The sequence below is a fragment of the Microscilla marina ATCC 23134 genome (genome assembly GCF_000169175.1).
GTDB lineage: Bacteria > Bacteroidota > Bacteroidia > Cytophagales > Microscillaceae > Microscilla > Microscilla marina.
Map to the genome: position 1 here is coordinate 45504 of NZ_AAWS01000047.1, position 25492 is coordinate 70995.

Annotated in this window: 17 protein-coding genes; 6 read left to right on the forward strand and 11 right to left on the reverse strand. The window is 42.3% G+C overall.

All coding sequences use genetic code 11. The features are described 5' to 3' along the window. Nucleotides 1–434: 434 nt before the first annotated feature. A complete protein-coding gene (locus tag M23134_RS29475; RefSeq protein WP_002702701.1) occupies nt 435–1469 on the forward strand; it encodes a helix-turn-helix domain-containing protein in 1035 nt (344 codons plus the stop codon). Nucleotides 1470–1475: 6 nt separating this feature from the next. Here M23134_RS29475 and M23134_RS29480 read toward each other — a convergent pair whose 3' ends face one another. Next, nucleotides 1476–3842 (reverse strand): GH92 family glycosyl hydrolase, encoded by a 2367-nt coding sequence (locus M23134_RS29480; RefSeq protein WP_157558710.1) that lies wholly within the window; start codon nt 3840–3842, stop codon nt 1476–1478. A 187-nt stretch (nt 3843–4029) separates the two neighbouring features. Then, entirely contained in the window at nt 4030–4653 is a 624-nt protein-coding gene (locus tag M23134_RS29485; RefSeq protein ID WP_002702705.1) for a nucleotidyltransferase family protein, read from the reverse strand. Between the two features lie 310 nt (nt 4654–4963). On the opposite strand from M23134_RS29485, the gene M23134_RS39105 reads away from it, so the two are divergent. Beyond that, on the forward strand, nt 4964–5545 hold the full coding sequence (locus tag M23134_RS39105) for a HutD/Ves family protein (protein ID WP_002702708.1): 582 nt from the start codon (nt 4964–4966) through the stop codon (nt 5543–5545). 37 nt (nt 5546–5582) lie between these two features. Further along, entirely contained in the window at nt 5583–6485 is a 903-nt protein-coding gene (locus M23134_RS29495) for a cation diffusion facilitator family transporter (protein ID WP_002702713.1), read from the forward strand. Between the two features lie 140 nt (nt 6486–6625). Here the strand turns inward: M23134_RS29495 and M23134_RS29500 are convergent, their stop codons facing one another. The 3 genes from M23134_RS29500 to M23134_RS29510 all read right to left on the reverse strand — a co-directional run bounded on the left by M23134_RS29500 (nt 6626) and on the right by M23134_RS29510 (nt 13063). After that, nucleotides 6626–7399 carry an acyl-CoA desaturase gene (locus M23134_RS29500; protein ID WP_045114589.1) on the reverse strand — a complete coding sequence of 258 codons (774 nt, stop codon included), beginning with the start codon at nt 7397–7399 and terminating at the stop codon, nt 6626–6628. A 173-nt stretch (nt 7400–7572) separates the two neighbouring features. Continuing rightward, a complete protein-coding gene (locus tag M23134_RS29505; protein ID WP_002702716.1) occupies nt 7573–8994 on the reverse strand; it encodes a hypothetical protein in 1422 nt (473 codons plus the stop codon). A gap of 448 nt (nt 8995–9442) precedes the next feature. Beyond that, nucleotides 9443–13063: a S8 family serine peptidase gene (locus tag M23134_RS29510; protein ID WP_002702718.1), complete on the reverse strand. Its 3621-nt coding sequence runs from the start codon at nt 13061–13063 to the stop codon at nt 9443–9445. A gap of 288 nt (nt 13064–13351) precedes the next feature. Here M23134_RS29510 and M23134_RS29515 point away from each other — a divergent pair, with 288 nt between their 5' ends. Then, nucleotides 13352–14164 carry an alpha/beta fold hydrolase gene (locus M23134_RS29515; protein WP_157558711.1) on the forward strand — a complete coding sequence of 271 codons (813 nt, stop codon included), beginning with the start codon at nt 13352–13354 and terminating at the stop codon, nt 14162–14164. Nucleotides 14165–14803: 639 nt separating this feature from the next. Here M23134_RS29515 and tatC read toward each other — a convergent pair. Together tatC and glyA are read right to left on the reverse strand one after the other, a co-directional pair. Then, nucleotides 14804–15760 carry a twin-arginine translocase subunit TatC gene (tatC, locus tag M23134_RS29525; RefSeq protein WP_232296846.1) on the reverse strand — a complete coding sequence of 319 codons (957 nt, stop codon included), beginning with the start codon at nt 15758–15760 and terminating at the stop codon, nt 14804–14806. Between the two features lie 502 nt (nt 15761–16262). Then, on the reverse strand, nt 16263–17564 hold the full coding sequence (glyA, locus tag M23134_RS29530) for a serine hydroxymethyltransferase (protein ID WP_002702726.1): 1302 nt from the start codon (nt 17562–17564) through the stop codon (nt 16263–16265). An 814-nt stretch (nt 17565–18378) separates the two neighbouring features. On the opposite strand from glyA, the gene M23134_RS29535 reads away from it, so the two are divergent. Further along, nucleotides 18379–19095, forward strand: a complete 717-nt coding sequence (locus M23134_RS29535; protein WP_002702728.1) for a hypothetical protein — start codon at nt 18379–18381, stop codon at nt 19093–19095. Nucleotides 19096–19253: 158 nt separating this feature from the next. Here M23134_RS29535 and moeB read toward each other — a convergent pair whose 3' ends face one another. The 4 genes from moeB to M23134_RS29555 form a co-directional block, all read right to left on the reverse strand. Continuing rightward, nucleotides 19254–20408: a molybdopterin-synthase adenylyltransferase MoeB gene (gene moeB, locus M23134_RS29540; protein WP_316928814.1), complete on the reverse strand. Its 1155-nt coding sequence runs from the start codon at nt 20406–20408 to the stop codon at nt 19254–19256. Nucleotides 20409–20519: 111 nt separating this feature from the next. After that, nucleotides 20520–20798 carry a MoaD/ThiS family protein gene (locus M23134_RS29545; RefSeq protein ID WP_002702732.1) on the reverse strand — a complete coding sequence of 93 codons (279 nt, stop codon included), beginning with the start codon at nt 20796–20798 and terminating at the stop codon, nt 20520–20522. A gap of 362 nt (nt 20799–21160) precedes the next feature. Then, the gene (locus M23134_RS29550) at nt 21161–21589 is read right to left on the reverse strand and encodes a M67 family metallopeptidase (RefSeq protein ID WP_002702734.1); all 429 of its coding nucleotides are present in this window, start codon (nt 21587–21589) and stop codon (nt 21161–21163) included. 287 nt (nt 21590–21876) lie between these two features. Beyond that, nucleotides 21877–22812: a PLP-dependent cysteine synthase family protein gene (locus tag M23134_RS29555; protein ID WP_002702737.1), complete on the reverse strand. Its 936-nt coding sequence runs from the start codon at nt 22810–22812 to the stop codon at nt 21877–21879. Between the two features lie 1183 nt (nt 22813–23995). On the opposite strand from M23134_RS29555, the gene M23134_RS29560 reads away from it, so the two are divergent. Continuing rightward, the gene (locus M23134_RS29560; protein WP_002702738.1) at nt 23996–25105 is read left to right on the forward strand and encodes a hypothetical protein; all 1110 of its coding nucleotides are present in this window, start codon (nt 23996–23998) and stop codon (nt 25103–25105) included. The last annotated feature ends 387 nt before the right edge of the window (nt 25106–25492 follow it).

Sequence of the window (25492 nt, forward strand, 5' to 3'; positions counted from 1 at the left end):
ATTACGAACCGACCGAAGGGAGCTCTGCGTAAGCTAATTACGAGTTTTTCAATTACGAATGGGCGCGAAGCGCAGTCAAAACTATGGGTTGCCAACTTCTAACTAATTCGCAAATATGATAATTTAAGGCTAAAGGCTCCATACAAACAGTTAAACAAAGGCTAAAAGCTAAAGGCTCATCGTAGCTAAAGGCTAAAGCTCATCATAGCTCAAGAAAAAGCTAAAAGCTCCCTAAAAACAGCCAAAAAAAAGCTAAAGGCTAAAAGCTCATCATAGCTCAAGAAAAGGCTAAAGGCTAAAAGCTCCCTACAAACAGCCAAAAAAAAGCTAAAGGCTAAAAGCCAATCAAAGCTCAAAGAAAAAGCAAATCTGAGTATTGACTGATAACTTCCAGGCTTTTTGCTTATGTTGTGTAGGTGGCTTAATTTTACACCATGGAAAAGTACAGAGAAATATTGCTGGTATTGAGCAGTTTGGGAGTGTTAGAAAGTGTTTTTTTTGGGTTATACCTACTTACTATCCAAGGCGAACGCAAACTAGCCAACCGACTCTTATCTATCCTTATTTTTGCCCTTGCCCTACGCATTGGCAAGTCTGTTTTGCTCTACTTTTCCGACGATTTGCCCGATCATATCCGCAACTTTGGGCTGGGCGCCAAACTTGCCATAGGTCCTGCCTTGTATCTATACGTAAGGTCATTTATCGAACAACAGGGCTTTCGCTGGAGGAGTGTTTATTTACTACATTTTGTGCCTTTTTTTATCTATGCCCTCATTGCTGCTTACGTTTCCAATCATACTGCTTTTGCCCCTTATCGTTTTATACTGCTCCAGTTTTTTATATACCTTGTTCTTTCATTTGGACGTTGGCATCAAGCCCTCCAATCATCGTCACTGCATCCACATGAGCTTCGTTGGGTCCGTAACCTTGCCTTGGGTATATTCTTGGTTTGGTTGTCTTATACTTTGCATTATATCAGGGTATTGCCCTATTATATCACGGGTGCTTTGATGTACTCCATAGTGGTATATGGGCTTATTTATGTGGCGCTCAAGCGCAATAGCCTGTTTGTAGCAATACCTGCTCCGGAAAAATATAAAAACTCTAAAATTGCTCAAGACAAATCGCAAGACTTGCTGGAACAGATTCTTGCGTTTTTCGATTCTGAACAACCCTTTTTAGACCCAGGGCTTACCCTCGATAAGGTAGCAAAGAAACTCCATTTGGCTCCTCGTACCGTATCACAGGTAATCAACGAACAACGTCAACAAAACTTTTCTGACTTTATCAACACCTATCGTATTGGTCAAGCCCAGGTACTGCTTCGCGATGCCCAATACCACCAACATACCATTGCCAGCATAGCCTACGAGAGCGGTTTCAATTCCTTGTCAGCATTTAATACCGCCTTCAAAAAAAACACCCAAACCACTCCTTCAGTTTTTCGGAAATTAGCAAAAAATGGCTAAGTACCATCAATTTAGTTTAGGCTGCTTGCCCATGGTAAATACAATTTTCCCCCCGTTTACAATATCACTATGGGTCAGGTAGTTGCGCTTGATCTTTTGATCATTCACTTTTACCCCTTGTACATATACATTCTCGGCACTTTGGTTTTCGGCCACAATGACCAGTTGCTTCCCATTTTCCAGTTGTAAAGTAGCTTTTTTTACTAAGGGACTACCAATAGCGTATTGGTCAGATCCCGGACATACCGGATAAAACCCCAGCGAGCTAAATACATACCAGGCAGACATTTGCCCGGCATCGTCGTTGCCACATAAGCCATCTACTTCATTGCTATACATGGTACGCATAATATTACGCACCCTTGCCTGTGTTTTCCAAGGCTGATTAGTCCAGTTATACAAATAAGGAATATGGTGTCCGGGCTCGTTGCCGTGTACATAGTTGCCAATGATTCCGTCGCGGGTAATGTCTTCATTTTTTGCAATGTACTTGTCATCTATGGGCATAGTAAACAACGAATCAAGTCGTTGGCTGAATTTGTCTTTGCCACCCATCATTTCTATCATCTGGTCAATTTTATGAGGTACATACAACCCATAGTTCCAGGCGTTGCCCTCAATAAAACCTTGCCCGTGAGTGTCCATTGGGTCAAACGCTGATTTCCATTCGCCGTTGGCCAGTTTGGGACGCATAAAACCCACCTTAGGATCATATACGTTTTGGTAGTTTTTCGAACGTTGCAGGTAACGTACAGCCGTAGCGGTATCTTTTGCTGCTTGCGCTACCTGAGCTATGCACCAGTCGTTGTAGGCATACTCCAGAGTTTTCGACACCGACGAACTACTTTTATCTTCAGGAACATAATGGAGCTTCATATAGTCACCTATTCCATCAAAATATGTGCGGGTAGAGGTGCTTATACAAGCTTCCAAGGCAAGTTTTTTGTCAAAGTCGCCCACCTTTTTAGCTATAGCGTCTGCTATGACCGAGGTAGCATGGTAGCCAATCATACACCAGTTTTCATTGCCATAATGGCTCCAGATGGGCAGCATTCGGTGTACACTTTGCTCATAATGCGCCAACATTGACTTGATCATGTCATTGTTGCGTTGAGGGTGCAAAATATTAAACAAAGGGTGCAAAGCCCGGTAGGTGTCCCACAGCGAAAAAATGGTATAATTGGTAAAATCTCTCGATCGGTGTATTTCCTGGTCGAGCCCCATATAAGCCCCATCTATATCTTCAAAAACCACTGGACTAAGCATGGTGTGGTACATCGCCGTATAAAAAGTTTCTTTATCGGCAGGAGTCAGCATTTCTACTTGAACCTTGCCCAATTCCTCGTTCCATTTTTCCTGAGTTTCGGCTTTAGCTTTGTCAAAATCCCAGTGAAGCAATTCCACTTTGATGTTTTTGAGTGCCCCTTGGGTACCTGTTGCTGACAAAGCAAACTTTACCTTGATTTTTTCGTTGGCTTGGGTTTCAAAGTTAAAGTATGCCCTTAGGTTGCGCCCTGCCATTTCCGGAAAATTCTCTTCTTCGTTAAACCTGCGATAAAAACCTCCATATTGTTTACGATCATATTTTTTGTGTCCATAGCTCTTAAAAGGCTTAGAAAACTGCATAGCAAAATACAACTTCTTGTTGCGTGCCCAGCCCGTAGTTTGGCGGTAGCCTGTCACAGTAGAATCGTTTTCTACCCGCACAAAAGTCCACACATTTTTATCGGGAAAGTTGTAAATATTGTACACCAAGTCAAGAATAATATGTGCACTGTCGCTCTTAGGGAAAGTATATTGGTGAAAACCCACCCGCTCACTTGCCGTGAGTTCTGCCTTGATGTTGTAATTGTCTAATTGCACCGTATAATAGCCTGGTTCGGCTTTTTCGGTAGCGTGTGAAAACCGCGAGTGCCAACCTGGTGTTACCTTGCCGCTGTCTGTTTTGCCTGGCTCTAGGTGCAATGCTCCAGTAGTAGGCATCACCAAAAAATCGCCCAAATCTGAGTGACCTGTGCCGCTGAAATGCGTATGAGCAAAGCCAAAAATGGTAGAGTCTGCGTACTGATAACCAGAGCAATAACGATAAGCCTCGCGGTTGTACTTACCATCAGGCTGTAGGTAAGGCTGTATGTTGGTTTCAGGGCTCAACTGTACCATGCCAAAAGGTGCAGTAGCTCCTGGAAAGGTATGCCCCATGTTTTTGGTGCCCACCAAAGGGCGAACATACTGTAGCAATCCAGTTGCTTGGTCTTTATTTGATTGGGGTGTTTGAGTGTCCGGCGTGCCTGGTTTATTGGCAGGTTGGCAAGCTGTAAATGCAGTGATTATTCCCCAAAGCAGGCATATAAAAGTGTAATTGAAGTGTTTCATTGATTTTTTGATGGTCATTCAAGTTGCAATTGTGTAAATACCAGCACCCAATATAGAGAAGACACAGGTAAGTTCAAAAAAGAATAGGTGAGTTAGCTTATGGTAAACAACATATTGTGAGGCTAAGTAAAGCTACAAAACTTCTTTAGTCGCAGGTTACTGATAGAAAAAAATGTCATTTTATTAATTAGCCTCCGTTATCCATAATCATCGCCTTGATTTGCTCAAAATCTTTGGGGGTATCAGCGTCAAAAGCAGCCATTGGTAAATCAAAATAAGTCAATTGATCTAAGTGCTGCTTCATCACCTTTTTTGCTCCAGTTTTTCCTTTTAGCTGTAACAAGTGTTTAAACATGGCGCGTTCAAATATGGCAGGTACCCCAAACGTACCGCTATAAGCGCTTGTGATTATAGGAGGAGCTTTTTGCTGGTATAAGTCAAGCATCTCATGCAGTTTTTCTGCACTCACCAAAGGTTGGTCGGCAAGTAAAACCATGGTGGCTTTCGCCGAAGGGTTTATCTCCAGTATTTTGTTCATGCCTGTGGCAATAGAGCTTCCCATGCCACTTTCCCAATCTTTGTTTACTACCGCGTGTACCCCTTTACCAAAAGTACTCACCAACGGCTGGGTTTGGGCAAGGTATGCTCCCAATACCACTACTACCGAGGCGGTGGGCAAGGTAGTAGCTTTTGCCAAACAAATCTCCAGTAAACTTTGTCCCTGGAGTTTAAGCAACTGCTTGGCTTGTCCCATACGGCTTGCTTTACCCGCGGCCAATATCATAATATCTAATTGAGGCTTTGTTTTCATGATAAGTTTTTTTGTTTAAAGTGCCCAAAGGTTGTAGCTGCTCTTATACTGATCCATATTGGTACTTTCTTGTGTTTGTAGCTGCTGTGGCTCGAAAAATGGTTTTGTTCTAAAGTACTGTTGACCAAGACTCAGCTAAGCTATTCGAACATTGGCAAAAGTTTATAGACTCAAAAACTACTCATTCTGCCAGTGAGTCGCGAACAATTTACGCACAAAAGCTTTTTTCTGCTTTAAAAAATCCTACTTTAGTAAATTTGACAGAAATAAGAATTTTGATTAACATTGAAAAACAAAAATGCATAGTTCAATGAGCACTACCATTCTTACTGCAGAAAGTTTTCACGAGACTCAATGGGCAGGGGGTACTACCACCGAGTTTTTTATTTACCCCAGAACAGCGGTTTACAATCAACTCAACTTTAGCTTTAGGCTAAGTGCAGCTACTGTACAAGCAGAAACCTCTGAGTTTACCTCGTTGCCTGATGTTTCGCGGACACTAATGGTGCTCGATGGCACTATGACCCTTACCCACGAAGGTCAACACACCAGTCAGTTAAATAAATTTGACACTGATGTTTTTGAGGGAGGTTGGAAAACTACTTCAACGGGGCAATGTACCGATTTTAATTTAATGACAATGGGCGATGCTCAAGGTACGCTTGAGGGGTGGGCAATTGATAAAAGTCAAATCATAGATTACCCTCTTAAGACCTCCTCCAGTTGGTTTTTTATGTATGTATATGTGGGCAAGGTGAGTATTTACATCAACAACGAAAAGCATACAGTAAACCAAGGCGATGTATTGGTGCTCGAAACCCCCAGCCTGATCAGTTTGCAGGTAAAGGGTCGCCAGGACAGCGAAGTAGTTTTCTGTCATATTCAGGCTTAATATTTGTCTTTACAGGTAAGCCATAACCCCACTATATATGAACAACGAACAAGTTGCTATCAAAACCATTTATTTAAGCATAGCAGGCAACACTTTGTTGGCAATTGTTAAGTGGGTAACCGGGTATTTTGGGCACTCTTATGCACTCATTGCCGATGGTATTGAGTCTACCAGCGATATTTTTGCTTCGTTGCTGGTTTTATTTGGTCTGCAATACGCCAATCGTCCAGCCGACGAGAATCACCCTTATGGGCATGGACGTGCCGAGCCACTCATTACTTTTGTTGTAGTGCTGTTTCTGGTAGGCTCTGCCGTGGTCATTGCCTATAGCAGTATTCGCAATATTTATACTCCCCACCAACTCCCCAGCCCTTACACCCTCATTGTATTGGGTGCCATCATTGCTTTCAAAGAAACCCTCTACCGCATCGCCAGTCGCAAGGCAAAAGAAGTTAACAGCTCCTCGCTCAGGGCAGATGCCTGGCATCATCGCAGCGATGCCATTACCTCAGTGGCCGCTTTCATTGGTATTTCGGTGGCTTTGTTGTTGGGTAAAAACTACGAAACTGCTGACGACTGGGCAGCTCTATTTGCTTCTGGGCTTATTTTGTACAATAGTTACCTTATATTTAGACCTGCCCTGGGCGAAGTCATGGACGAACATTTGTACGATCCTGTGCTGCAGCAAGTAAGAGAAGTAGCGCAAGAAGTAGAAGGAGTGCTGGACACCGAGAAATGCCTGATAAGGAAAATGGGGCTGAAGTTTTATGTAGACTTACACACCATTGTAGACGCTGAAATTACGGTGAGGCAGGGGCACGAAATAGCCCATAAGCTCAAAGATACTCTCAAAGCAAAAATACCCGAACTTGCCGATGTACTCATTCATATTGAGCCTTATATAGAGGAGGTAAAACGTGCAAAAGAACAAGAAGAGTAGACTTAAGCAGTTATGAATGGTTTTGTCCGATTTGTAATTACTTAAGTTACTTCACCACTTTGTTTTACAAAAAAAGGCAACTATAGCGTTGTAAAGTGCTATAATTGCCTCTAGGCCTTGACAAGCTTCTGTAAGTCTTATCAACTTGCCACCGTTTCTTTTGGTTTTTCTTGTGCTTTGGTTACTTTTTCGGGCACCAGCCTGACAATATGCAAGGCATTGAGCACTTTGATGACCACAAAAGTAGGGTCTATCTCGTGCCATTTAACCCCAAAGTTGGCCCGACTACCGTTGGCATGGTGGTTGTTGTGGTAGCCTTCGCCCATCATAAATACATCAAGTGGCATAATATTATGGGCAGTGTCTTGTACCTCAAAGTTACGGTAGCCATGCTTATGCGCAATCCAGTTGATAATCACTCCATGAAAGGGGCCCATAATAAAGTGGATAGGTAAGAATAAGTACATCCACCAATACTCAGCAAATACTACGTAGAAAGCAATATAAGACAGTCCCCATAAAACACGACTGATCCAATTGTTGCCCCAACTGTCGAACCAATGCCATTTAGGCAAGTCTTTCACAAATCGATCTTCCAGATCAACGCGTTTCTGGTAAATGTCCATGTATACATTTTTGCTCCGCCACATCATTGCAAAAGGGTTGGCATCGTAAGCTGGTGAGTGAGGGTCGTTTTCAGTATCTGCATAAGCATGGTGCAAACGGTGCATAGCGCCGTAGGCATAAGGGCTCATATAAGACGATCCCTGCGTAATGTAGGCAAAAATGTAAAAATACTTTTCCCAGAAATTAGACATCGTAAACATCTTGTGAGCAGCATAACGATGGAGGAAAAAGGTTTGTGAAAACAAGGATAAGTACCAATGGGTAGCTAAAAAAATAAAAATAATCATTCCTATAAAGTTTTTCTTGACTTGTAATTTAAGGTAGTTTTTTGATAATTGTTGCAACAGGCATCATTAAAAAAATAACTATCTTAATTATTTGCCATCTAATTGATTATCAAAAGTAGGCTATTTTTTAGTATATAGATACAAACCAACCTTAAAAATATTGAAAAAGTACGTTATTTTATGTTGAGCAATTTGCCTACCTCCAAACCAAACTGCAAAGACTTTTGTTCTATTTCTTCTAAAGAAAGTTGGGGAAATTTTAGTCGCAAAATGTTTTTCAGGTAATCATTCTGAGGGTGCGAAAACCGAACAAGGGTTGTGTGATATTTTCGTTTTATAAAATTGTTTACCCAGGCATAAGCAGTGGGCTGTTTGCGTTGTAGTTTTCTCAAATACCTTACTACCTGCTTGTAAGGCACATTTGCCACCCTTAAGTTACCAAAAGCGGCTTCGGTAGTAGCGCCTTGGGGTATCATCAGGGTAAGCACCTGCACTTGCCTTTTTACTTTGTTTTTGCGGGTATATTGCGTATAAAATCCGTGCATTCCTACCAAATACAAACTGTCAATATTTACCTTGAGCGTGTCATTTTCTTGTATATAAGTCAGGTGTTGTTCAAAGTCTTTTACCTGCATCTTATTGGCCTTTCGGCGAATAAAAGGCGCACTGGTGTGGTAATAAGCTTGTATTTTCTTTGCTCTAATCCCCTTGATCAAGGCTGCGCTCAAAGAGTATGCCCCTTGATTGTATGCTTTATTGGGGGCTTGCCTTAAGTCTAGAGCCTGCCATAGTGTAGTGCGCACTTTTCGTTTGCCCACCGGCATAAAATAGGGCTTAAGCCGCAAAGCAGTGTCAGGGTTAAATTGAGGTACTCGCTTGCCATATACTTGAGCGTACATTAGATGGTTAAGCGGCAAGGCTACCCGCTGACTACTACCCGGTCCAGCATTACTATACATCAGTTTGCCCGCATACCAATGCCGTTCAAGTGCCTCATGCATGCCTATTAACTGGCGTTTTTTTAGGGCAGGGTACCAAACAGCCTCCAGTGCTTCAAAGTAATGGGCACGGAGCGACTTTCTAAATCTTCTTTTGAGGTATTTGCGTACCTGGGTATATTCAAAAGTAGCCATAGGCAGGCTTTTGTTTTGGATAGGGTTGAGATAAAAAATACTCAAATACTCAATTTTTTCATCGAGTTTACTTCGTGATTCATCAGTATCAATCATCAGTTGCAATTCAACTAAATGCATATCAGCAGGGCTTACCTCTACCGAGTCACCCACTGCACTGTCATAGTACTTGAGTCGTTGTCGAAAAGCCCCTGGTGTCATTGTGCGGACAGTATGCTTTGGGGTAGCGCGCGCATAGTAATAAGGGGTGATTTTTTTTGCCAAAACACCCGCTATGAGCCAGCGCCCCAGCTCTTGCTGGGGCAGCAAGTATGCCTGGTTGCGTGCATCGTTGAGCTGTATTTGATAGTGTGCGCTAATCTTTACTTTGTGAGCACTTACAGGGCTAATAATGGGGGTGTTTTGTGCTTTAGCCCAAGTAACTAATAGCATAAGTAGGCTCACTGTCAGTAGTTTTTTCATAGTATAATGTTTAAAAAAGTGCTACCACCAGAATATAAGGAATGGTGAGAAATTAAATTACCATTCTTGAGGTAGAGGTTTTGTTTTGAGACGAGGCTATTTTTTGCGCCCATAGCAGCGCTACGGGCAATCACCGATGGCTACAGCTATGCTGTGCCGAGCTCTGCCAACGGCTAAAAATAACGAAGTATCAAGGCGAAAAATCACCTCTCAGAGTGTAAATTTATTTTTGAACAATTCCTAAGAGCTTGTTTAAATTTTCGGTAGGTTCGGTTGAACAACATAAAAGGGCAAAATCGCGTAAAGTGCCTATTAGGTAACGTTTAACCAAGCGCTAAGCCAAGTTATTCTACCATGGTTATATTTCATAGTTTTTATGCATAAAAAATCCTGCCTGGCTACTTCGCCAAACAGGATTCTAATATGTTGGTTATTCAGCACATACCATTTATCGGACGTGAATAATGACTCGCTTGGTCAATACATCGTCACCCCATTTTATTTGCAAAATATACACGCCTGGGGGCAAGTGAGGCTGGTTGACTTGTATTGTTTGTGCTCCTTTGTGCTGGGTTTGTTGGTAGTACAACAACTGCCCATGTACATTGGTCAGGCGTACCAGGGCTTTGGCAGGTAAGGCAGGCAAAGCTAGTCTAAACATTCCCTCTGAGGGGTTAGGATACAGCTTTATTTGTTTTTTGAGCCTCTCTGCTACTCCTACTGTAAAACTATTGATGACAGTGAGGTTTTTGGTAGAGATTGTTTTACATCCGTTGGAGTGGGTGGTAGTAAGATTTACCGTGTAATTGCCTACTGTAGTAAACAACTGGAGTGGGTTGGCTTCTGCCGAAGTATGGCCGTTGCCAAAGTCCCATTGGTAAGCCACTACCGCTGTATTTGTATTTTTAAAGCTCAACGTATCATTTACCCCACCTATGTCCAGAGTATCGGTACGGGTCACTATAGCGTCAGTATTGCCGCTACAATCTAGCACTACCAAAGGTTTAACAAGCGAATGAGTACAGCCAGCGGCAGAAGTTGTAGTAAGCTTGACCTGGTAAGTGCCTGCTGTGCTATAGGTTTGGGCTGAGGGTGCATTGCCATTAAAAGTTTGTCCATTGCCAAAGTCCCAGTTCCATTGGTTGGCGCCTGTACTTAAGTCATTCAGACCCACCGTTTCGTTCACCTCTATAGTGTCTTGCGATAGAGTAAAACTAGCGGTAGGCTGAACCACATTTACAATGACCTGTTTGGTGGCACTTGCTTCAAGAGAATCTTTGTTTACCACATAAAAAGTATCTGTCACACTTACATTGTTGACGTTGAGCGAACGCCCGGTATGCAGTGGTAAGCCAGGGGGAGGCGCCGCGTAAAACTCAAAGGTAGTGCCATTAGATGGAGTCAAAGAGATACTGCTGCCTTGGCATACCGTGGGGTTGCCAAGGTTGGGCAAGGGGGCGGTTTTGGCGATCAAAAACTGCTTTTTCGCGTTATAACTCACCGTTTTAAGGTCATTTAGGTTATCGGCTACCATCAAGGCAAAAGCCACGGTGCGGGTTTCATTGTGGGCAAGGTTGCTCAGTTGTGCCCCTACTACATGTGATACGTCAGCGTTATTGGCGGTATTGTTGGTACTCAAATCAGTGTTCGACAAGGCGGTAAACTTTTCGGAGGTAGTAAAGTCACCACTAATATTGAGCGCGGCAGATGAATTGCTGATGGCACGGTAGGTAGGCGTTTGGTTTTGGGTAGTAAGCAACTTTATCCCAGCATAAGTGCTGCCATTGTGCACATAACCAAAGCTACTATCGGCCTCCCAAGCCACCGAATTATCCTGAAAGTCGCCTATGTTCCAATCGGCAAATATGCCTGCATACAAATGGCCGATCATGGCGCCGCTTACATTCCGTAGTTTGTATTCTACAATAATAAAGTGGTTTTTATTGGTACCCCTCCAGGCGCGGGTGCGTTGTTGCACTTCTATATTTATGCGTTCTGTGTTGTTGGTGATGTCTTCATACACTGTGGTCACATCCTGCAAAGTATCATTATTTATCAAATACTGAATACTCGATTGCGCAGAAGTAAACTTGTCATCACGGGTAATACTAAAATTAGTTTCAGTGGTTTTTATCCGACTCGATACCTTGCTATTGCTTGTGCCCAACATCAAACCCGCTTCACTCAATATAATTTTCCCTTTGTAATTGAGCCCCAGGTTAAAAGTAGCCCCAGGATCATCGTAAATTCCGAGTCTGCCTACATCGTTTATACTAAGCTTTAGCTCATTGGCGGTGAGGTTGATCATACGATTACCCGAAGCAAAAGTAGGATTGAGGGTTTCGTAAAAAGACAAAGTGTGCAGGGTAGTAGCGCCATCTTTGAAGGTAAGCGTAAAAAACGCTTTGGTATTGGCAGGGGTGTTGGCCGCTATGCTCAAGCCAAAAGGAGTGGCAAAGTTATCGGTAGTGTTCAAGGTGCCTAATGCCCCTAGTGTAGCAGTGTTTTGATGAATGCTAACAAAAGCCGAAGTGGTGCTCAATTCTACCTGAAGGTTGGCAGTTGCCGTGAGTTGATTTTTGAAGCTACACACCAACTCGGCGTTTGTACCTGCTTTGGCAAGCGGATCTTTGAACGAATGGGTAGACAAAGTAACAAATTTGGGGTTTACCTCCGTCAGTGCCTTGTGTATGTCTACCATACCCGACCCCAACTTGCCTGTATAGCTACTATTGGCAGCCACATCGTATACCATACTGGCATTTGCTGTAGCGCGTAGGCGGGCTATCACCTGAGCTGCGTTTAGGCTGGGGTATTGTACCCTTACCAACGCTGCTGCACCAGTGACTATAGGAGCCGAAAACGAAGTGCCGGCAGCATCAATTACTGTATTGCCCTTGGTCAGTGTTCTTATACTTTGTCCGGGGGCAATCAGCCCTACTTTTTCGTTAAAATCAACCGAGCCCATTTTTTCGTCGGTCTGATTGGAGCCCGTCACGCTCAGTACGATGCCTTCATAAGAAGCTGGGTACCAATAACGTTCTGTTCCGGTGGTAAAGGTTTCAATATCTTGCCCGGCAGCGGCTACCAGTACCACATCATATTTTTCTACAACTGCGGTCAAAAAATCACGTTCAAAGCGACTGGCTTGCCCCGGGCGCCCCCAAGACATATTAATTACTTTAGCTCCGTTGGCGGCAGCTGTTTGTACGCCCCCAAAAGGGTTGGTCAGTTGCCCTGTGTCGTCGCTTGCTTTTACTGCAATGTATTTACAGTTGTAGCCTATGCCTGCTATATTGAGCGAATTGTTGGGGGTAGCCGAGGTAATGCCCAATGCCTGAGTACCGTGAGCGTCTTGGGTACCACTATAAGTCAGGTTATTATCACTCGAAAATACGTTACCAACATCTATCGCCCCAAAAAAATTGTTAGTCAAATCGCCGTGTGCTGCCGGAATAGTCAAGTCAATCTCAAAACCAAAATCAACTACTCCAATCAACATCGAGGGTGCTCCTTGTTGTACATCCCAGGCTTGCTTGGCTTTTACCTTGTCCAGGTAATATTGGTTGTTTAGTTCTGGGTCGTTGGGGCTGAGCACTGCCTTGGTGGAGGGTTTACCTTTGAGCGCTCGAAAATTGGTATACACTGGTTCAGCATAAATTACCCGTGGGTCTTGTCTAAGTTGGCTAATTGCCTGTTCCAGGTTTATACTTAAAGGTACCAACACTGTATAAATACCCGAAAGTTGTTGCAGGCCATTGCTGGCCAATTCATTTTTGGCAAGTTTATCATCGTTGGCAGTGGTTTTAGGCAACAATCCATGCGGAAATTTCTCAATTGGCTGAGCCGCCTTGAATTCGGTCAAAACCTGGGGTTGTTGGTAGCTCAAGGTCTGGTTACGCCCATAGGCAGGGGCTTGGGTAGCTGTAGGTTTTAGTTTGTATACGATCGTGCCAGGCTGGTAGTCTTTGACACTGGTATTGGCAGAAAAACGAAAAGCTCCTTGTTGGGCATGGGTAGAGAAAGCTATTATAAAAAAACAATAAACAAAATAAATGGTCTGCTTCATAAGCGGCTTAAAAATTCAACTATGTAACGGACAAAAAATGATTTTTCTATTTCGGGAATAATCTTCACTATCAATGCTTCGTTAAAAGCGCCATGACTTGACAGCAAATCTCTATCTCCAAATGGATATTTTATTTTTCAACCGTTACTATACGTGATTAATTTTATAACTATACGAAATCGATCAGCGACAAGACTCAAGTCGTGGCAGTTTTTTGCTTTATCGCAAGTCTTTTAGTTTATTAGCGTTAAAATATCTTATTTTTCAACGTTAAACTCCCACAAACTAGTGTTCCATACCCTACCCGACGGCTCAAAAATGTACTACGAAGTACAGGGCAACCTTGATGCAGACAAAACTTTGGTTTTTTTAGGTGGCTTATCACAGTCTACCATTGCCTGGACCGGTTACCTGCCTTCGCTCAAAGCAAATTACCGGATTGTACTGGTTGACCTCATCTTTCAGGGGCAATCTGATGCTCCGGCAGAGGCTCGTTCATTTGAAGACCACGCAAACGATGTAAAACACCTGTTAGATGCGCTCAAATTTGATAACATTTATCTTATTGGCATTTCGTATGGTGGGGCAGTGAGTCTACGGCTATTGGTCAATTACCCCCAGGCAGTAACCAAAAGTGTTATTATGGCTTCTTTTGCCCATAAGCCCCCCATGTTCGACGCCTTTGGCGTGTCTTGGTTCAGTGCTTTACAATCTGGAGGCTACCCATTGATGCTAGATGTGATGTTGCCCGCAGTATTGGGGCGTTCTTATTTTGAGAATCCTTTGATTCCCATAGAGGTAATAAAAAATGGCAGAAGAGATTTACACCTGCCCACTACCAACCTAATGAAATTGATGCAGGCAACTGCCGAAAGTGGCGACTACCGAAAGGAGTTGGCTAAAATCAAAGTTCCCGTAAGGGTAATTGTAGGGGAAGAGGATATTTTGTGTACTCCTGCCATCAATCAGGCAATAGCCGACCATATTCCTACGAGTGATATGAAGCGTATACCCAAAGCTGGTCATACCCTCAACCTGGAAGCCATCCCCCAAACTATGAAGTTGATCATCGATTTTGTAGAGAGCGAGGTGGCAGTTTAGGGGCAAGGCAGCAATAAGCAATTAGCTATAAGCTGGTCTTTCGCAGTGATTTTTCTGTTTAATTGAAAATAATTACAGTATGGGTTTATGAGTGCGTCAGCTAGATTCAGCCTTAGTTTGTTGCCGTTAAGTTGAAAATCCCGAACTTGTATTCGGGGAATCTGTGAAACGAAGCCGTAAAACCGAGGCTGCAGCTCTGCTGCGCCGAGCTCTACTTTAGCTAAACAGATCACTGTTTGAGCCAGAGGCGAGTTTGAGCTGTTTAGCCGAAAAGGCAGAGCCCCGAATCAAGTTCGGGATTTTAAAACTTGGGCTTCGCCCTGCGGTTCGGCGTAGTGTAACAGATTTAGGCAAAACAAACTACAGCTGTGGGGTTTAGCCGAAAAGGCAGAGCTCGCCCCAAAGGGGCTTCGGTTTTGGTTACTTTTTCACCTATAGAAAATCCATGATCCCGAACTTGATTCGGGGAAGTAACGGCTCACAGATATTCGAATCATTGTATTTTATTAGCTTTTTTGAAGATTGGTATAATATTTTGTTAAACAAATTTTTAACCTGCGAAAGGTCAGCTATAAGTTAAAAATCCTGAAATTTCTCTGTGAAATTTCAGGATTTTTGACTTTCACTGACTCTTGGAGTCTACCCTTCTTTTACTTCTTCTTTGACCGTTTTTTTCTCTTCCTCTTCGGCAAGCTCTTTTAAGCGTTGGCGTTCTACCCGCACTGCTATCCAAATGCCCACCTCGTAAAGGAAAGATAAAGGCATAGCAATAAACACCTGACTAAATATATCGGGGGGAGTAAGTACTGCCGATAAAATCAGAATAATAACCACCGAATGACGGCGATGGGCCCGCAAAAATGTAGGAGTGATGAGCCCTACTTTTGCCAAGAAATATACTACTACGGGCAACTGAAACAATATACCACAGGCGAGTACCAGGGTCATCAGAATAGACACATAAGAGGCTATAGTGATGATGTTTTCAATTTTGGCGTCCAGTTGGTAACTTGTCAAAAACTTGATAGACAAAGGAGCGATGATATAATAACCAAATAACACGCCTGTCATAAATAAGAAGCTTACATAAAAAGTAGCTCCACGGGCTGCTTTCTGTTCTTTTTTATACAAACCAGGCTTGATAAAACGCCAAATTTCCCAGAAAAAATAAGGAAATGCGCAAATAATACCAATGACTATAGACGAGGTGATGTGCATCATAAACTGCCCCGTCATGGTGACGTTTTGAAACTTAATGGCAAGCGACTTAAAGCAAAGTACCGATGAACCAATCATTTCGCCAAATGCACACAACATTTTGAATGTCCAAAAGTCGGCTTTAGATGGTCCCAGTATCAATACGCCATAGACAAATTTTTTGGATACAAAGGCTACTATAGTAAACACTGCTACAGCAATAATACCACGGATAAGGTGCCAGCGAAGCTCTTCGAGATGGTCGACAAACGACATCCCTTCTTCTTCCTCAGGTTCTTCTTCCACTTTAGCTACTTCGGTAGTGGTTTCTTCCTCTTTTCCGGTGATCAGATCATCTAATTCATCGTCCCCCATCTGATCCAGTGGTTTATTACTCATGGTGTTGGCTGTTATGTATAATTTAAGCTACAAGGTAAAAGTTACGAGCTTCAAGTGACTATTAAGAGTACAGTCAAAGCGCTAATTTTATAAACTGTAACTTACGTTATGTATGTTTCTTTAACTACTCTTAAGCAATTCCATCCTTTTGAAACAACAACAAAAGGATGGAATTGATTATTCTACATGCCAAAGTTATAAAAACTCGATGTATAAGTACCGATTTATACAAATCTTTAACAATTCGACATTGAACAAGTTCATTTATAACTTCATCAAAAGTAAAAAGGTTTGGGTTTATAAAGTTTATGCACCGCTTTGCGCAACCATTTAACAATTATAACAATCAGCGAAGCGAACCTATTTATAAATCCCGATTCATCGGGGCAGTTTGCTGTGACGAGCTCACCGTAGGTAAACAATCAAGTAACCACTTTTTTGGTTAAACCTGCCGTTCAAAGCAGGTCAACACTTGCTACTTGTGCCTAATGGCTTGTTACTATTACTCACCCCAGGTAAACAAAGGGTATTGGTTCATCCAGTTGTTTACTTCTTGTTTTACTTCTGCAATTTTAGACTCATTTTCGTGGTTCATCAAAACCGTATCAATCAAATCAACGATTTTAGCCATATCAGCCTCTACCAAGCCACGAGAAGTAACCGCAGGCGTACCTATACGCATCCCCGAAGTAACAAATGGCGACTTATCGTCGAAAGGCACCATATTTTTGTTGATGGTAATGTCGGCTTTGATCAACGTGTTTTCGGCAATTTTACCGGTCAAATCTTTTGAGCGTAAGTCAATCAACATCAAGTGGTTGTCGGTACCGCCTGAAATAATATTGTAGCCTTTTTTTACAAATGCATCTGCCATAGCTACTGCATTTTTGCGCACTTGCTCAATATAAGTTTGGAAACCATCGCTCAATGCTTCTCCAAAAGCTATAGCTTTGGCAGCAATGACGTGCTCTAAAGGACCACCCTGCGTACCCGGAAAAACACCAGAGTCAAGCAATGAAGACATCATGCGGGTTTTGCCTTTAGGAGTTTTAATGCCATAAGGATTTTCAAAATCATTGCGCATCATAATCAGACCACCACGAGGACCACGCAAAGTTTTGTGGGTGGTAGTAGTTACTACATGGCAGTGCTCCAATGGGTCGTTGAGTAAACCTTTGGCGATTAGCCCGGCGGGGTGCGACACGTCGGCCAATAACAAAGCGCCTATTTTGTCGGCAATGGCACGCAAACGCGCATAGTCCCAATCGCGGGAATAGGCAGAAGCTCCACAAATGATCAGCTTAGGCTGCTCTTTTACGGCCGTTTGTTCTACTTTGTCCCAGTCAATCAGCCCGGTTTCTTTTTCTACTCCATAAAACGAAGGTTGGTATATTTTACCCGAAAAGTTTACCGTAGAGCCGTGAGTAAGGTGGCCACCGTGCGATAGGTCGAAACCTAAAATCTTGTCGCCTGGGTTCAACATGGCCAAAAATGCCGCTGCGTTGGCTTGGGCGCCAGAGTGAGGCTGTACGTTTGCCCAGGTTGCCCCAAACAACTCTTTGGCACGGTCAATGGCAAGTTGCTCTATCTGGTCTACCACCTCGCAACCGCCATAATAACGCTTGCCCGGCAAACCTTCTGCATATTTGTTGGTCAGCACAGTACCCATTGCCTTCATTACCTGCTCAGAAACCAGGTTTTCAGAAGCAATCAGTTCTATACCCTCTAATTGTCGTTTTTTTTCTGCCCCTATCAGGTCAAACACCTGCTGGTCAGTGATATTAGTCTCAGTCGTCGCTTGCATCGTTCAATAAATAATGTATGTACTTTAATATTCAAAGATACAAGTAAATAAAATAAACGATTACAATCCAACAAAATATTTAATAGAACCTCACCTGTTTTCTCTTAATATCAGTCAATTTTGTATTATTTGAAAGGGATGGTGAAATTACGAAATTAGTCAATTACGAATTACGACTGTACGAAGTTTTTAAAATCTTTGATATACAGGGGTTTATATCTAAATCAAGGTGCTAAATGTAGGGGCAATCCCTTGTGGTTGCCCATGCGAAGAGCAAAACCTGAGTGCATAAAACGTCTTTTAAAGGAATAAATGACCTTATTTGAATTCGTTTTGATTCTGTAAAACATTTATTATCAGTAAATAACAAAACTTCATACACTCCTAATTAAGAATTACGAATGAGGAAACTACGAACCAACTGGGAGCCCAAGGCTGGCGCACGCGTCCCGCGTGTGTTCCTAACGCACATCAAGTAACTTTAAAAGTTCTTTATTTTTAAATTAAGGTGTTGTTTATTAGTAACTTAAAGCCTTCAGCTGAAAAGTTAAGTTGACGCCAATGCGTATATCAGGATTTACCCTCTTATAACTACATTTCCGTCTCGCCTGCTCTGGGCTTGCCCCGGAGGGTTGTGTCTCTATAACCCGATCGGTTTACCCTTTTTTAATAAGAAAGCCTTATATAAAGAAAACTTTGGTAGCTTATTTCTTGACCCCATTTTTTCACTATTTTAGGGGTAGGGATAAGTTTCATATCTAATGAAAATAGCTATCTCATTGTCAATTGCATGTGTTTTTTTAAGTAAATATCAATGGGTAAATCAGACGAAGAGTCTAAGGATATGCGTGATTTAATGCTTGTAGCTCGGTGGGTGGTCGCAGGATACTCTCACGATGAAATAGTCACACAAGTTATGTCCAGCCTCAACTGTGACCGAATAGTAGCTGGTGAACTTATTCACCGCTATCATTCAGGAGAACTGGGAATGATGTTGGAAGCTGATCAACTTTATTCATCAGAAGATACTCTTTATGGTCAGTTGGTTCAAGACTTGAAATTGAGTGGCATACCAGAAAGAGAGGCTGAAGAAATAGCTTTAAGTAAAATGGCTCAATATTGCCTTGATCAAAAGTACCAAAATAGCTTATCTTTTTTGACAGAAATAGAGGAAGAGGTACAAGCAAAAGTCGTTTTTTGGGTTAATAATGCCTTTTCAAGCAAGGAAATAATTCATAAGTTGGGTGATAAATTCGGATACTCTGAAGAGAAAGCACAAAAAACGTTGGCTGCCATTCATACTCAGCAAGCATCAATAAAGCGGGTAAATCAACGAGAAGAGGAAGTTGTAGTCAAAAAACCTAGTACTAGGATAGTTTTTGGGGCACTTTTTTTGGTTGTGGGACTTATACTAGGTTTTATACTTTTGTCAATAAATAATGTTGGATATGATTATTGTTTTTCAATTGCTGTCATTGGTCTAATACAATTAGTTATTGGTCTTGCTAAAAGAAAGCATGAGTCTTATTAATTGTTTATGCCACAAGGAAACTTTGTAATGCTCTGCAATATACATTGAGTGGTGTTAAGAAGATTAGTAAATTTAGCAAGAATTTATTACCCATCATGTAAAAACCACCAACCCACTTAAAGGTTGATGGTCTTCATATTGTATTTTTGCAGTTTAAACTAATATTTTGGCAATGAAGTATCTATTTCGTCTGCCCAGGCAAGAATACCCCCTTCGAGGTTGTAAAGGTTGGTAAAGCCATACTTTTTCTCTAACAACTCTATAGCATCAGTGCTACGCTTGCCACTGCGACAATGCACCACCACTTTTTTGTCAGAAGCAATTTTATCTACTTGAGCCTCTATTTGCCCTAGTGGAATCAGCTCAGCATTGATGTTTACAATCTCATATTCGTAGCCTTCGCGTACATCAATCACCTGTACCTCTTCTTTGTCATCCAGCAACTGTTGTAGTTCTTTTACCGTCACGCTTTTTACCTGCTTTTCTTCTTTTGCGTCAGGGGTAATGCCACAAAACTGTTGGTAATCAATCAACTCGGTTTGGGTAGGATTTTTACCATTGATGGGGTTGTTTTCGTCGCGGTAAATCTTGAGCGTACGGGTAGTAAACGAGGCCGCATCGTACAAAAACAATCGCCCTGACAAGGGATCGCCTACTCCAGTTATTACTTTGATCACCTCGTTTGCCTGTAGGCTACCCAAAATGCCTGGCAATACGCCAATCACGCCGCCTTCGGCACAACTGGGTACCAAGCCTGGTGGGGGAGGAGTGGGGTACAAATCGCGGTAATTAGGGCCTAACTTGCCGTCTTTATCGGTATAATTAAACACCGAGAGTTGCCCCTCGAACCTAAAAATAGAAGCATATACATTGGTTTTGCCCAAAAGTACACAAGCATCGTTTACCAGATAACGGGTTGGGAAGTTATCGGTACCATCGGCTACCAGGTCATAGTCTTTGACAATGTCCAGGGCATTGTGAGAGGTAAGTGGCTCGTTGTGCAAGTTAAACTTAATGTGGGGGTTCAAGCCTTGCAAACGTTCTTTGGCGGCCTCTACCTTGGGTCTGCCCACATCTTTTACCGAAAACAACACTTGGCGTTGTAGGTTAGAGTCGTCTACCACGTCAAAATCTACAATGCCTATAGTACCTACACCAGCTGCCGTGAGGTAGAGCAATAGTGGGCTACCCAGCCCCCCAGAGCCCACCACCAATACTTTGGCGGCTTTGAGTTTGCGTTGTCCTTCTATATTAAACTCTGGAATGATCAGGTGTCGACTGTAACGTTCCAGTTCTTCTTTGCTAAATGTGATGTTTTTCATGTGTCTTTTGTTGAGCTTCAAGGCACAAGCAGCAAGCCACAAGCCTTACTTTACTTGCCCAAACTTGTTGCTTGTACCTTATTGCTTGTCGCTTGTATAATGTTAAATACTTCCCCCCGCAATGGCAGGCACAATACTGATGACAGAATCTTTTGTTACCTCGGTTGCTTCATTTTGCAGCGCCTTGATGTCTTCGTCGCCGATAAAAACCCGCACAAAGTTTCTGAATTTACCACTTTCATCCAGCAAATGCTGCTTAATGTCTGGATAAGTTTCTGTCAAATTAACAATAGTTGCCCCTACGGTGTCGCCAGAGCCGTTAAAAGTTGCTTGATTTTCAGTGAACTTTCTTAAAGGTGTTGGTATGATAATTTTTGCCATTGTAATGGTTTTGTTTTGAATTTATGTGAATTTTTTTTCTTAGCTTTTAGCCTTTAGCTTTTTTTGTTCTTCTGTGTAGCTTTAGCCGTTAGCCTTTAGCTTTTTCTTGAGCTACGCTGGGCTTTTAGCCTTTAGCTTTTGTTTGGCTGTTTGTAGGGAGCTTTTAGCCTTTTTTTTGAGCTATGATGAGCTTTTAGCCTTTAGCCTTTTTCTTGAGCTTTGATTGGCTTTTAGCCTCGCTTTGCGCCCATTCGTAATTCGTAATTAACCAATTCGTAATTAGCTTTGCAGAGCTCCCTCTGGTCGGTTCGTAATTCCCTCATTCGTAATTAAAAAGCTTCGCGCTCATTCGTAATTAACTCTCATGCTTGTAACTGCAAAATATTTTCTTCTGCAAATGCCTGGTTGTTGTCTAATTGCCACGAACGTGTTTTTACACTTTTGCCTCCTTTGACTGATATGATAATGTAAGAGAAAAAAGGTTGTGCCACCTTCAGGTCGTGTTCTGACGGAATGGCGGGGTGTTCGGGGTGCGAATGGTATACTCCCAACAAAGTTGTATTGTTTTCGAGGGCGTAGCGTTCAGCTTTCATATAGTCACGCGGATCTACCTCAAACCTGCGGCGTTGGTCGCCTTCTTTGCTGTTGGGTACCTCTACAGCAAGCTCGATGTAGCGTGTTTGCTCATCTTCTTTTCCGTAGAAAAAACCCACACACTCGTTGGGGTAAGTGGCTTCTGCGTGCTTTTGCATTACTTTTAATGCTTGTTGGTCAATATTCAGTGTTTTCATTTTTTAGTCGATAGTTGATAGTCCATAGCTTCTACAGCCTAAAGCTATTAGCCTTTAGTCATTAGCTTTAGGCTGGTTTGCAAGCATGCTACCTGTTTTATAATACATTGATTTTTAAGGATTGATAAAATCGGTAGATGGAAGTTGCTTCCTTGAGCCTTGATTATCTGAAAGTATTGTGTTTGCTTTAGTTGATGGTGGGTAGTTTTTTAGCTACACTTCGCAAACCATCAAACAATAAAGCCATCCTAAAAGCCATCCAATTCCTAATTTAAAATTCTTACCCCTTAATTAAACACTTGCTTGAGTACCTCACTGTATTTGTCGGCGCTATCAGGAAACATCGTGACAATGGTTCCTTCCTCTATAGTATCGGCAAGGGCAATGGCTCCTGCAAGGTTGGCTGCTGCCGAAGGGCTAATGAGTAAACCCTCCTTTTGTGCCACTTCTTTTATTAATTCATAAGCGTCAAACGTGCTTACTTCCAGGTTTTTGTCTGCCAGGCTGTCGTCATAAAACTGGGGCACGATGGCGGTTTCCATGTGTTTCCAGCCTTCCAGCCCGTGCATGGGCGAGTCGGGTTGCAACGATACTATTTCAATGCCTGGGTTATATTCTTTCAGGCGGCGGCTGGTGCCCATAAAAGTGCCCGAAGTACCCAGCCCCGCCACAAAGTGGGTAATTTCTCCTTGGGTTTGTTCAATGATTTCGGGGGCAGTGTGGGCATAGTGGGCTTGCCAATTGTGTGGGTTGGCGTATTGGTCGGCATAAAAATACAAATCGGGGTTTTGGGCGTGCAGTTCTTTTGCCTTTATTTGGGCGCCATCGGTAAGCTCGGTGGCAGGTGTATAGACAATGTCTACCCCGTGGGCGCGCAAAATCATTTTTCGTTCTTTAGACGCATTTTCGGGCAGGCAAAGCGCTACTTGAATGCCCAAAGCCGCGCCTACTGCCCCATAAGCAATGCCTGTGTTGCCACTGCTGGCGTCTAGCAACACCCGGTTTTGGTCGAGTTGCCCGTGCAGAATGGCTTGTTTGATAATATTGAAAGCAGGGCGGGCTTTTACACTGCCCCCTAGTTGCTGCCATTCGAGTTTGGCTAAAATCTGTACTTTTGGGTTTTTATACACCCGGTCTAGCGCCACCAAAGGCGTGTTGCCAATGAGTTGGCTTACCTGATGCAGGCGTTTTTCCAGTGTTGAGTCAATCGTGAGCGTTTGCATATTGATATTATGTGTTTTAGTTTACTAGTTGGGAGTCGGTAGTTGGTAGCCTCTACAGACTCAAGTCCTTAGATACCGATGCATATCGGTGCTTTTAGCGACAAACTGCAAGTTTTTGGCTGATCTTCATAAAACTAACCGATTTCATAATAGATTGATTTTTTAATGGTTTATAAAATCGGTAGATGGAAGTTGGGAGTCAGTAGTTTGTAGTTTTTGCAATCTTTACTTCTATTTGCTCTGCTATCGTCTACTGACTCCCAACTACTAACTAAAAAATAAAAAAGCCTTTCCCCGGTTCGTTAGAACTAAGGAAAGGCTTTTGAAATCTTTATATCTTATGTTTACTATAAGTCTATGTTGGGTTCAAAACCATTGTCTCTCCATTTAGCTCAACGCACAATGCAGCCACACAACAACAACACGCAGTCGTTTTTGTCAGGTTTTGGGCATTATTTGCTAAATGTTGTAACAAGTTTTTTTGTTTAAAAGAGTAATGAATGATTTTCTTCGCCGCTAATGTACAATAAAAACTCTGACAATATCAAAAAAGAGGGTGTTTTTGTGTGTTAAATTGCTGTTAAGTTTTGGGAGCTTCTGTAGCCTTTTCTTGAGCTATGATGAGCCTTGTAGCTTTTTTTGGTTGTTTGTAGGGAGCTTTTAGCCTTTTTGTTCTATGTGTAGCTTTAGCCTTTTCTTGAGCTACGATATAGTTTAGCCTTTAGCTTTTAGCCTTTTCTTGAGCTATGATGAGCCTTTAGCTTTTTCTTGAGCTACGATGAGTTTTTAGCTTTTGTTTAACTGTTTGTATGGAGCCTTTAGCCTTAAATTATCATATTTGCGAATTAGTTAGAAGTTGGCAACCCATAGTTTTGACTGCGTTTCGCGCCCATTCGTAATTAGCTTACGCAGAGCTCCCTCCGGTCGGTTCGTAATTCCCTCATTCGTAATTCGTAATTAGCTTACGCAGAGCTCCCTGCGGTCGGTTCGTAATTGTTTAATTCGTAATTCGTAATTCCCTCATTCGTAATTCACCTTTTTTATCGCTTTTTTCTCGGTTAAACCCGTAAATTTTACCGCTTATGCCACAAAAACGACCACTTACGCCATGTTTTTGGATGCTATCTGGCACGTTGATAATTTGCCTCCCTGCTATTTAATAATTCAATAAACCAAACAGGGAATGCATACACATAAGCAACCACAACAAAACAAAGACCAAGGGGCAATACAAGCTCAAGAAAACACGGCACAACGCCCAAGCGAGGTGGCCCATAAAAGTGCCCAAGGGCAACAACCCACCCTGCAAGCCAAACAACGCCCCATTCAGCGCCGGAACCATAACCAATCGCACAAGGCAAAGCACCAGCCCATTCAGCGCACAGCCCAAACCAACGACCTCAAAACCCAAATGGGCAACCAACATGGGGTAGATTTGTCGGGCTTCAAGGAACACTCTAATAAAAAAACAGTTGCCAAAACTAAAAATAGTCAGTCTACCAAGGTAACCCAGATACCTACAGAACAGCAAAGTAAAAAGGCTGTGGAGCCTAGCTATGATCCTTCAAAAATTGGTCAGAAGGGTGTTCCTAAAATGGCATCCTCACCACCAAGTAAAAAAATAAAACAAGTTGCACTTAGTAAAACAGCTTGTATGGTTCATGGAATTGATGCAGACCATGTTAAAGGAGTAATTCAGCAAGGGTACCTATCTTGCGCATATCGCCGTCTAGGACCAGGTGAAGATTACTCAAGACCTGCTGATAAAACAGGTGGTGGAGCTTTAGGTGTATATTTACGCTTAGTTGGAAGCACACATACAAAGTGGCCTGTAAAAGGATATGGAGTAGGGGCAAATACTAAAAGTAAAGTACAATTAGTATTTTCTCCTGAGATTCTTGAAAAGGGTGAATGGCGAGTAAGTAGTATGGACGGCATGGGTAAAGTTCCAGGTGTGCAATCAAAAGATCTCACAACAGGTTTGAGAAAGACCAAAACAGATTGGGGAAAGACCAAAGAACTCTGGTCGAAGCAAAATGAAGCAAGTCGAAACCAAGTATATAATGGCATTGTGGAAGCACAAAAACCGATCGAAAATAATGAGATTATTTTCTGGGATACAGTCCCTATTGAAGGTTTCTTAAGAGCCATTATGTGCTCAAGTAAGGCTACGTTCAATACTCTTGCTGAATTACCCGAATATGATCGTTCGAACAATACTCTTGCAGGAATTCCCATTATATCTTCAGAAGGAGATGCCTCTTTACTGAAAACTCTAGCAAGTTTAGCGTAGCGTAACCCCTTCTGGCGCAAGTTTAGCGTAGCGTAACTTGTGCCTTTGTATTGAGGAAGCATCTTGCTTCCATGTTTTTGCAAAAAACAAATATTCAATCTTGAATTTACTACGCTGGACACAAGCTGCAAGCTTGCGCCAGGGAGGGGCTTACTTCCATTTTTTTGCAAAAAACAAATACTCAATCTTGAATTTTGCTTGGTTAAAAAATGTAAATTTTGGTTTTCATATATTATACAAAAATGCCCTTGTAACTATCTGTTGTTACAAGGGCATTTTTATTGTCATAATGAATTACTTTCTGCGTCATCTTTTCTTTTTATCTTGTCGCTCTTTAGTGATTTGTTTGATTACGGTATATCTGTCAAGGTGGACACTCCACATACC

Excerpts from the sequence above, each read along its gene's own strand:
- M23134_RS29475 (WP_002702701.1), top strand. The coding sequence starts at position 435 with ATGGAAAAGTACAGAGAAATATTGCTGGTATTGAGCAGTTTGGGAGTG.
- M23134_RS29480 (WP_157558710.1), bottom strand. The coding sequence starts at position 3,842 with ATGAAACACTTCAATTACACTTTTATATGCCTGCTTTGGGGAATAATC.
- M23134_RS29485 (WP_002702705.1), bottom strand. The coding sequence starts at position 4,653 with ATGAAAACAAAGCCTCAATTAGATATTATGATATTGGCCGCGGGTAAA.
- M23134_RS39105 (WP_002702708.1), top strand. The coding sequence starts at position 4,964 with ATGAGCACTACCATTCTTACTGCAGAAAGTTTTCACGAGACTCAATGG.
- M23134_RS29495 (WP_002702713.1), top strand. The coding sequence starts at position 5,583 with ATGAACAACGAACAAGTTGCTATCAAAACCATTTATTTAAGCATAGCA.
- M23134_RS29500 (WP_045114589.1), bottom strand. The coding sequence starts at position 7,399 with ATGATTATTTTTATTTTTTTAGCTACCCATTGGTACTTATCCTTGTTT.
- M23134_RS29505 (WP_002702716.1), bottom strand. The coding sequence starts at position 8,994 with ATGAAAAAACTACTGACAGTGAGCCTACTTATGCTATTAGTTACTTGG.
- M23134_RS29510 (WP_002702718.1), bottom strand. The coding sequence starts at position 13,063 with ATGAAGCAGACCATTTATTTTGTTTATTGTTTTTTTATAATAGCTTTC.
- tatC (WP_232296846.1), bottom strand. The coding sequence starts at position 15,760 with ATGAGTAATAAACCACTGGATCAGATGGGGGACGATGAATTAGATGAT.
- glyA (WP_002702726.1), bottom strand. The coding sequence starts at position 17,564 with ATGCAAGCGACGACTGAGACTAATATCACTGACCAGCAGGTGTTTGAC.
- M23134_RS29535 (WP_002702728.1), top strand. The coding sequence starts at position 18,379 with ATGGGTAAATCAGACGAAGAGTCTAAGGATATGCGTGATTTAATGCTT.
- M23134_RS29545 (WP_002702732.1), bottom strand. The coding sequence starts at position 20,798 with ATGGCAAAAATTATCATACCAACACCTTTAAGAAAGTTCACTGAAAAT.
- M23134_RS29550 (WP_002702734.1), bottom strand. The coding sequence starts at position 21,589 with ATGAAAACACTGAATATTGACCAACAAGCATTAAAAGTAATGCAAAAG.
- M23134_RS29555 (WP_002702737.1), bottom strand. The coding sequence starts at position 22,812 with ATGCAAACGCTCACGATTGACTCAACACTGGAAAAACGCCTGCATCAG.
- M23134_RS29560 (WP_002702738.1), top strand. The coding sequence starts at position 23,996 with ATGCATACACATAAGCAACCACAACAAAACAAAGACCAAGGGGCAATA.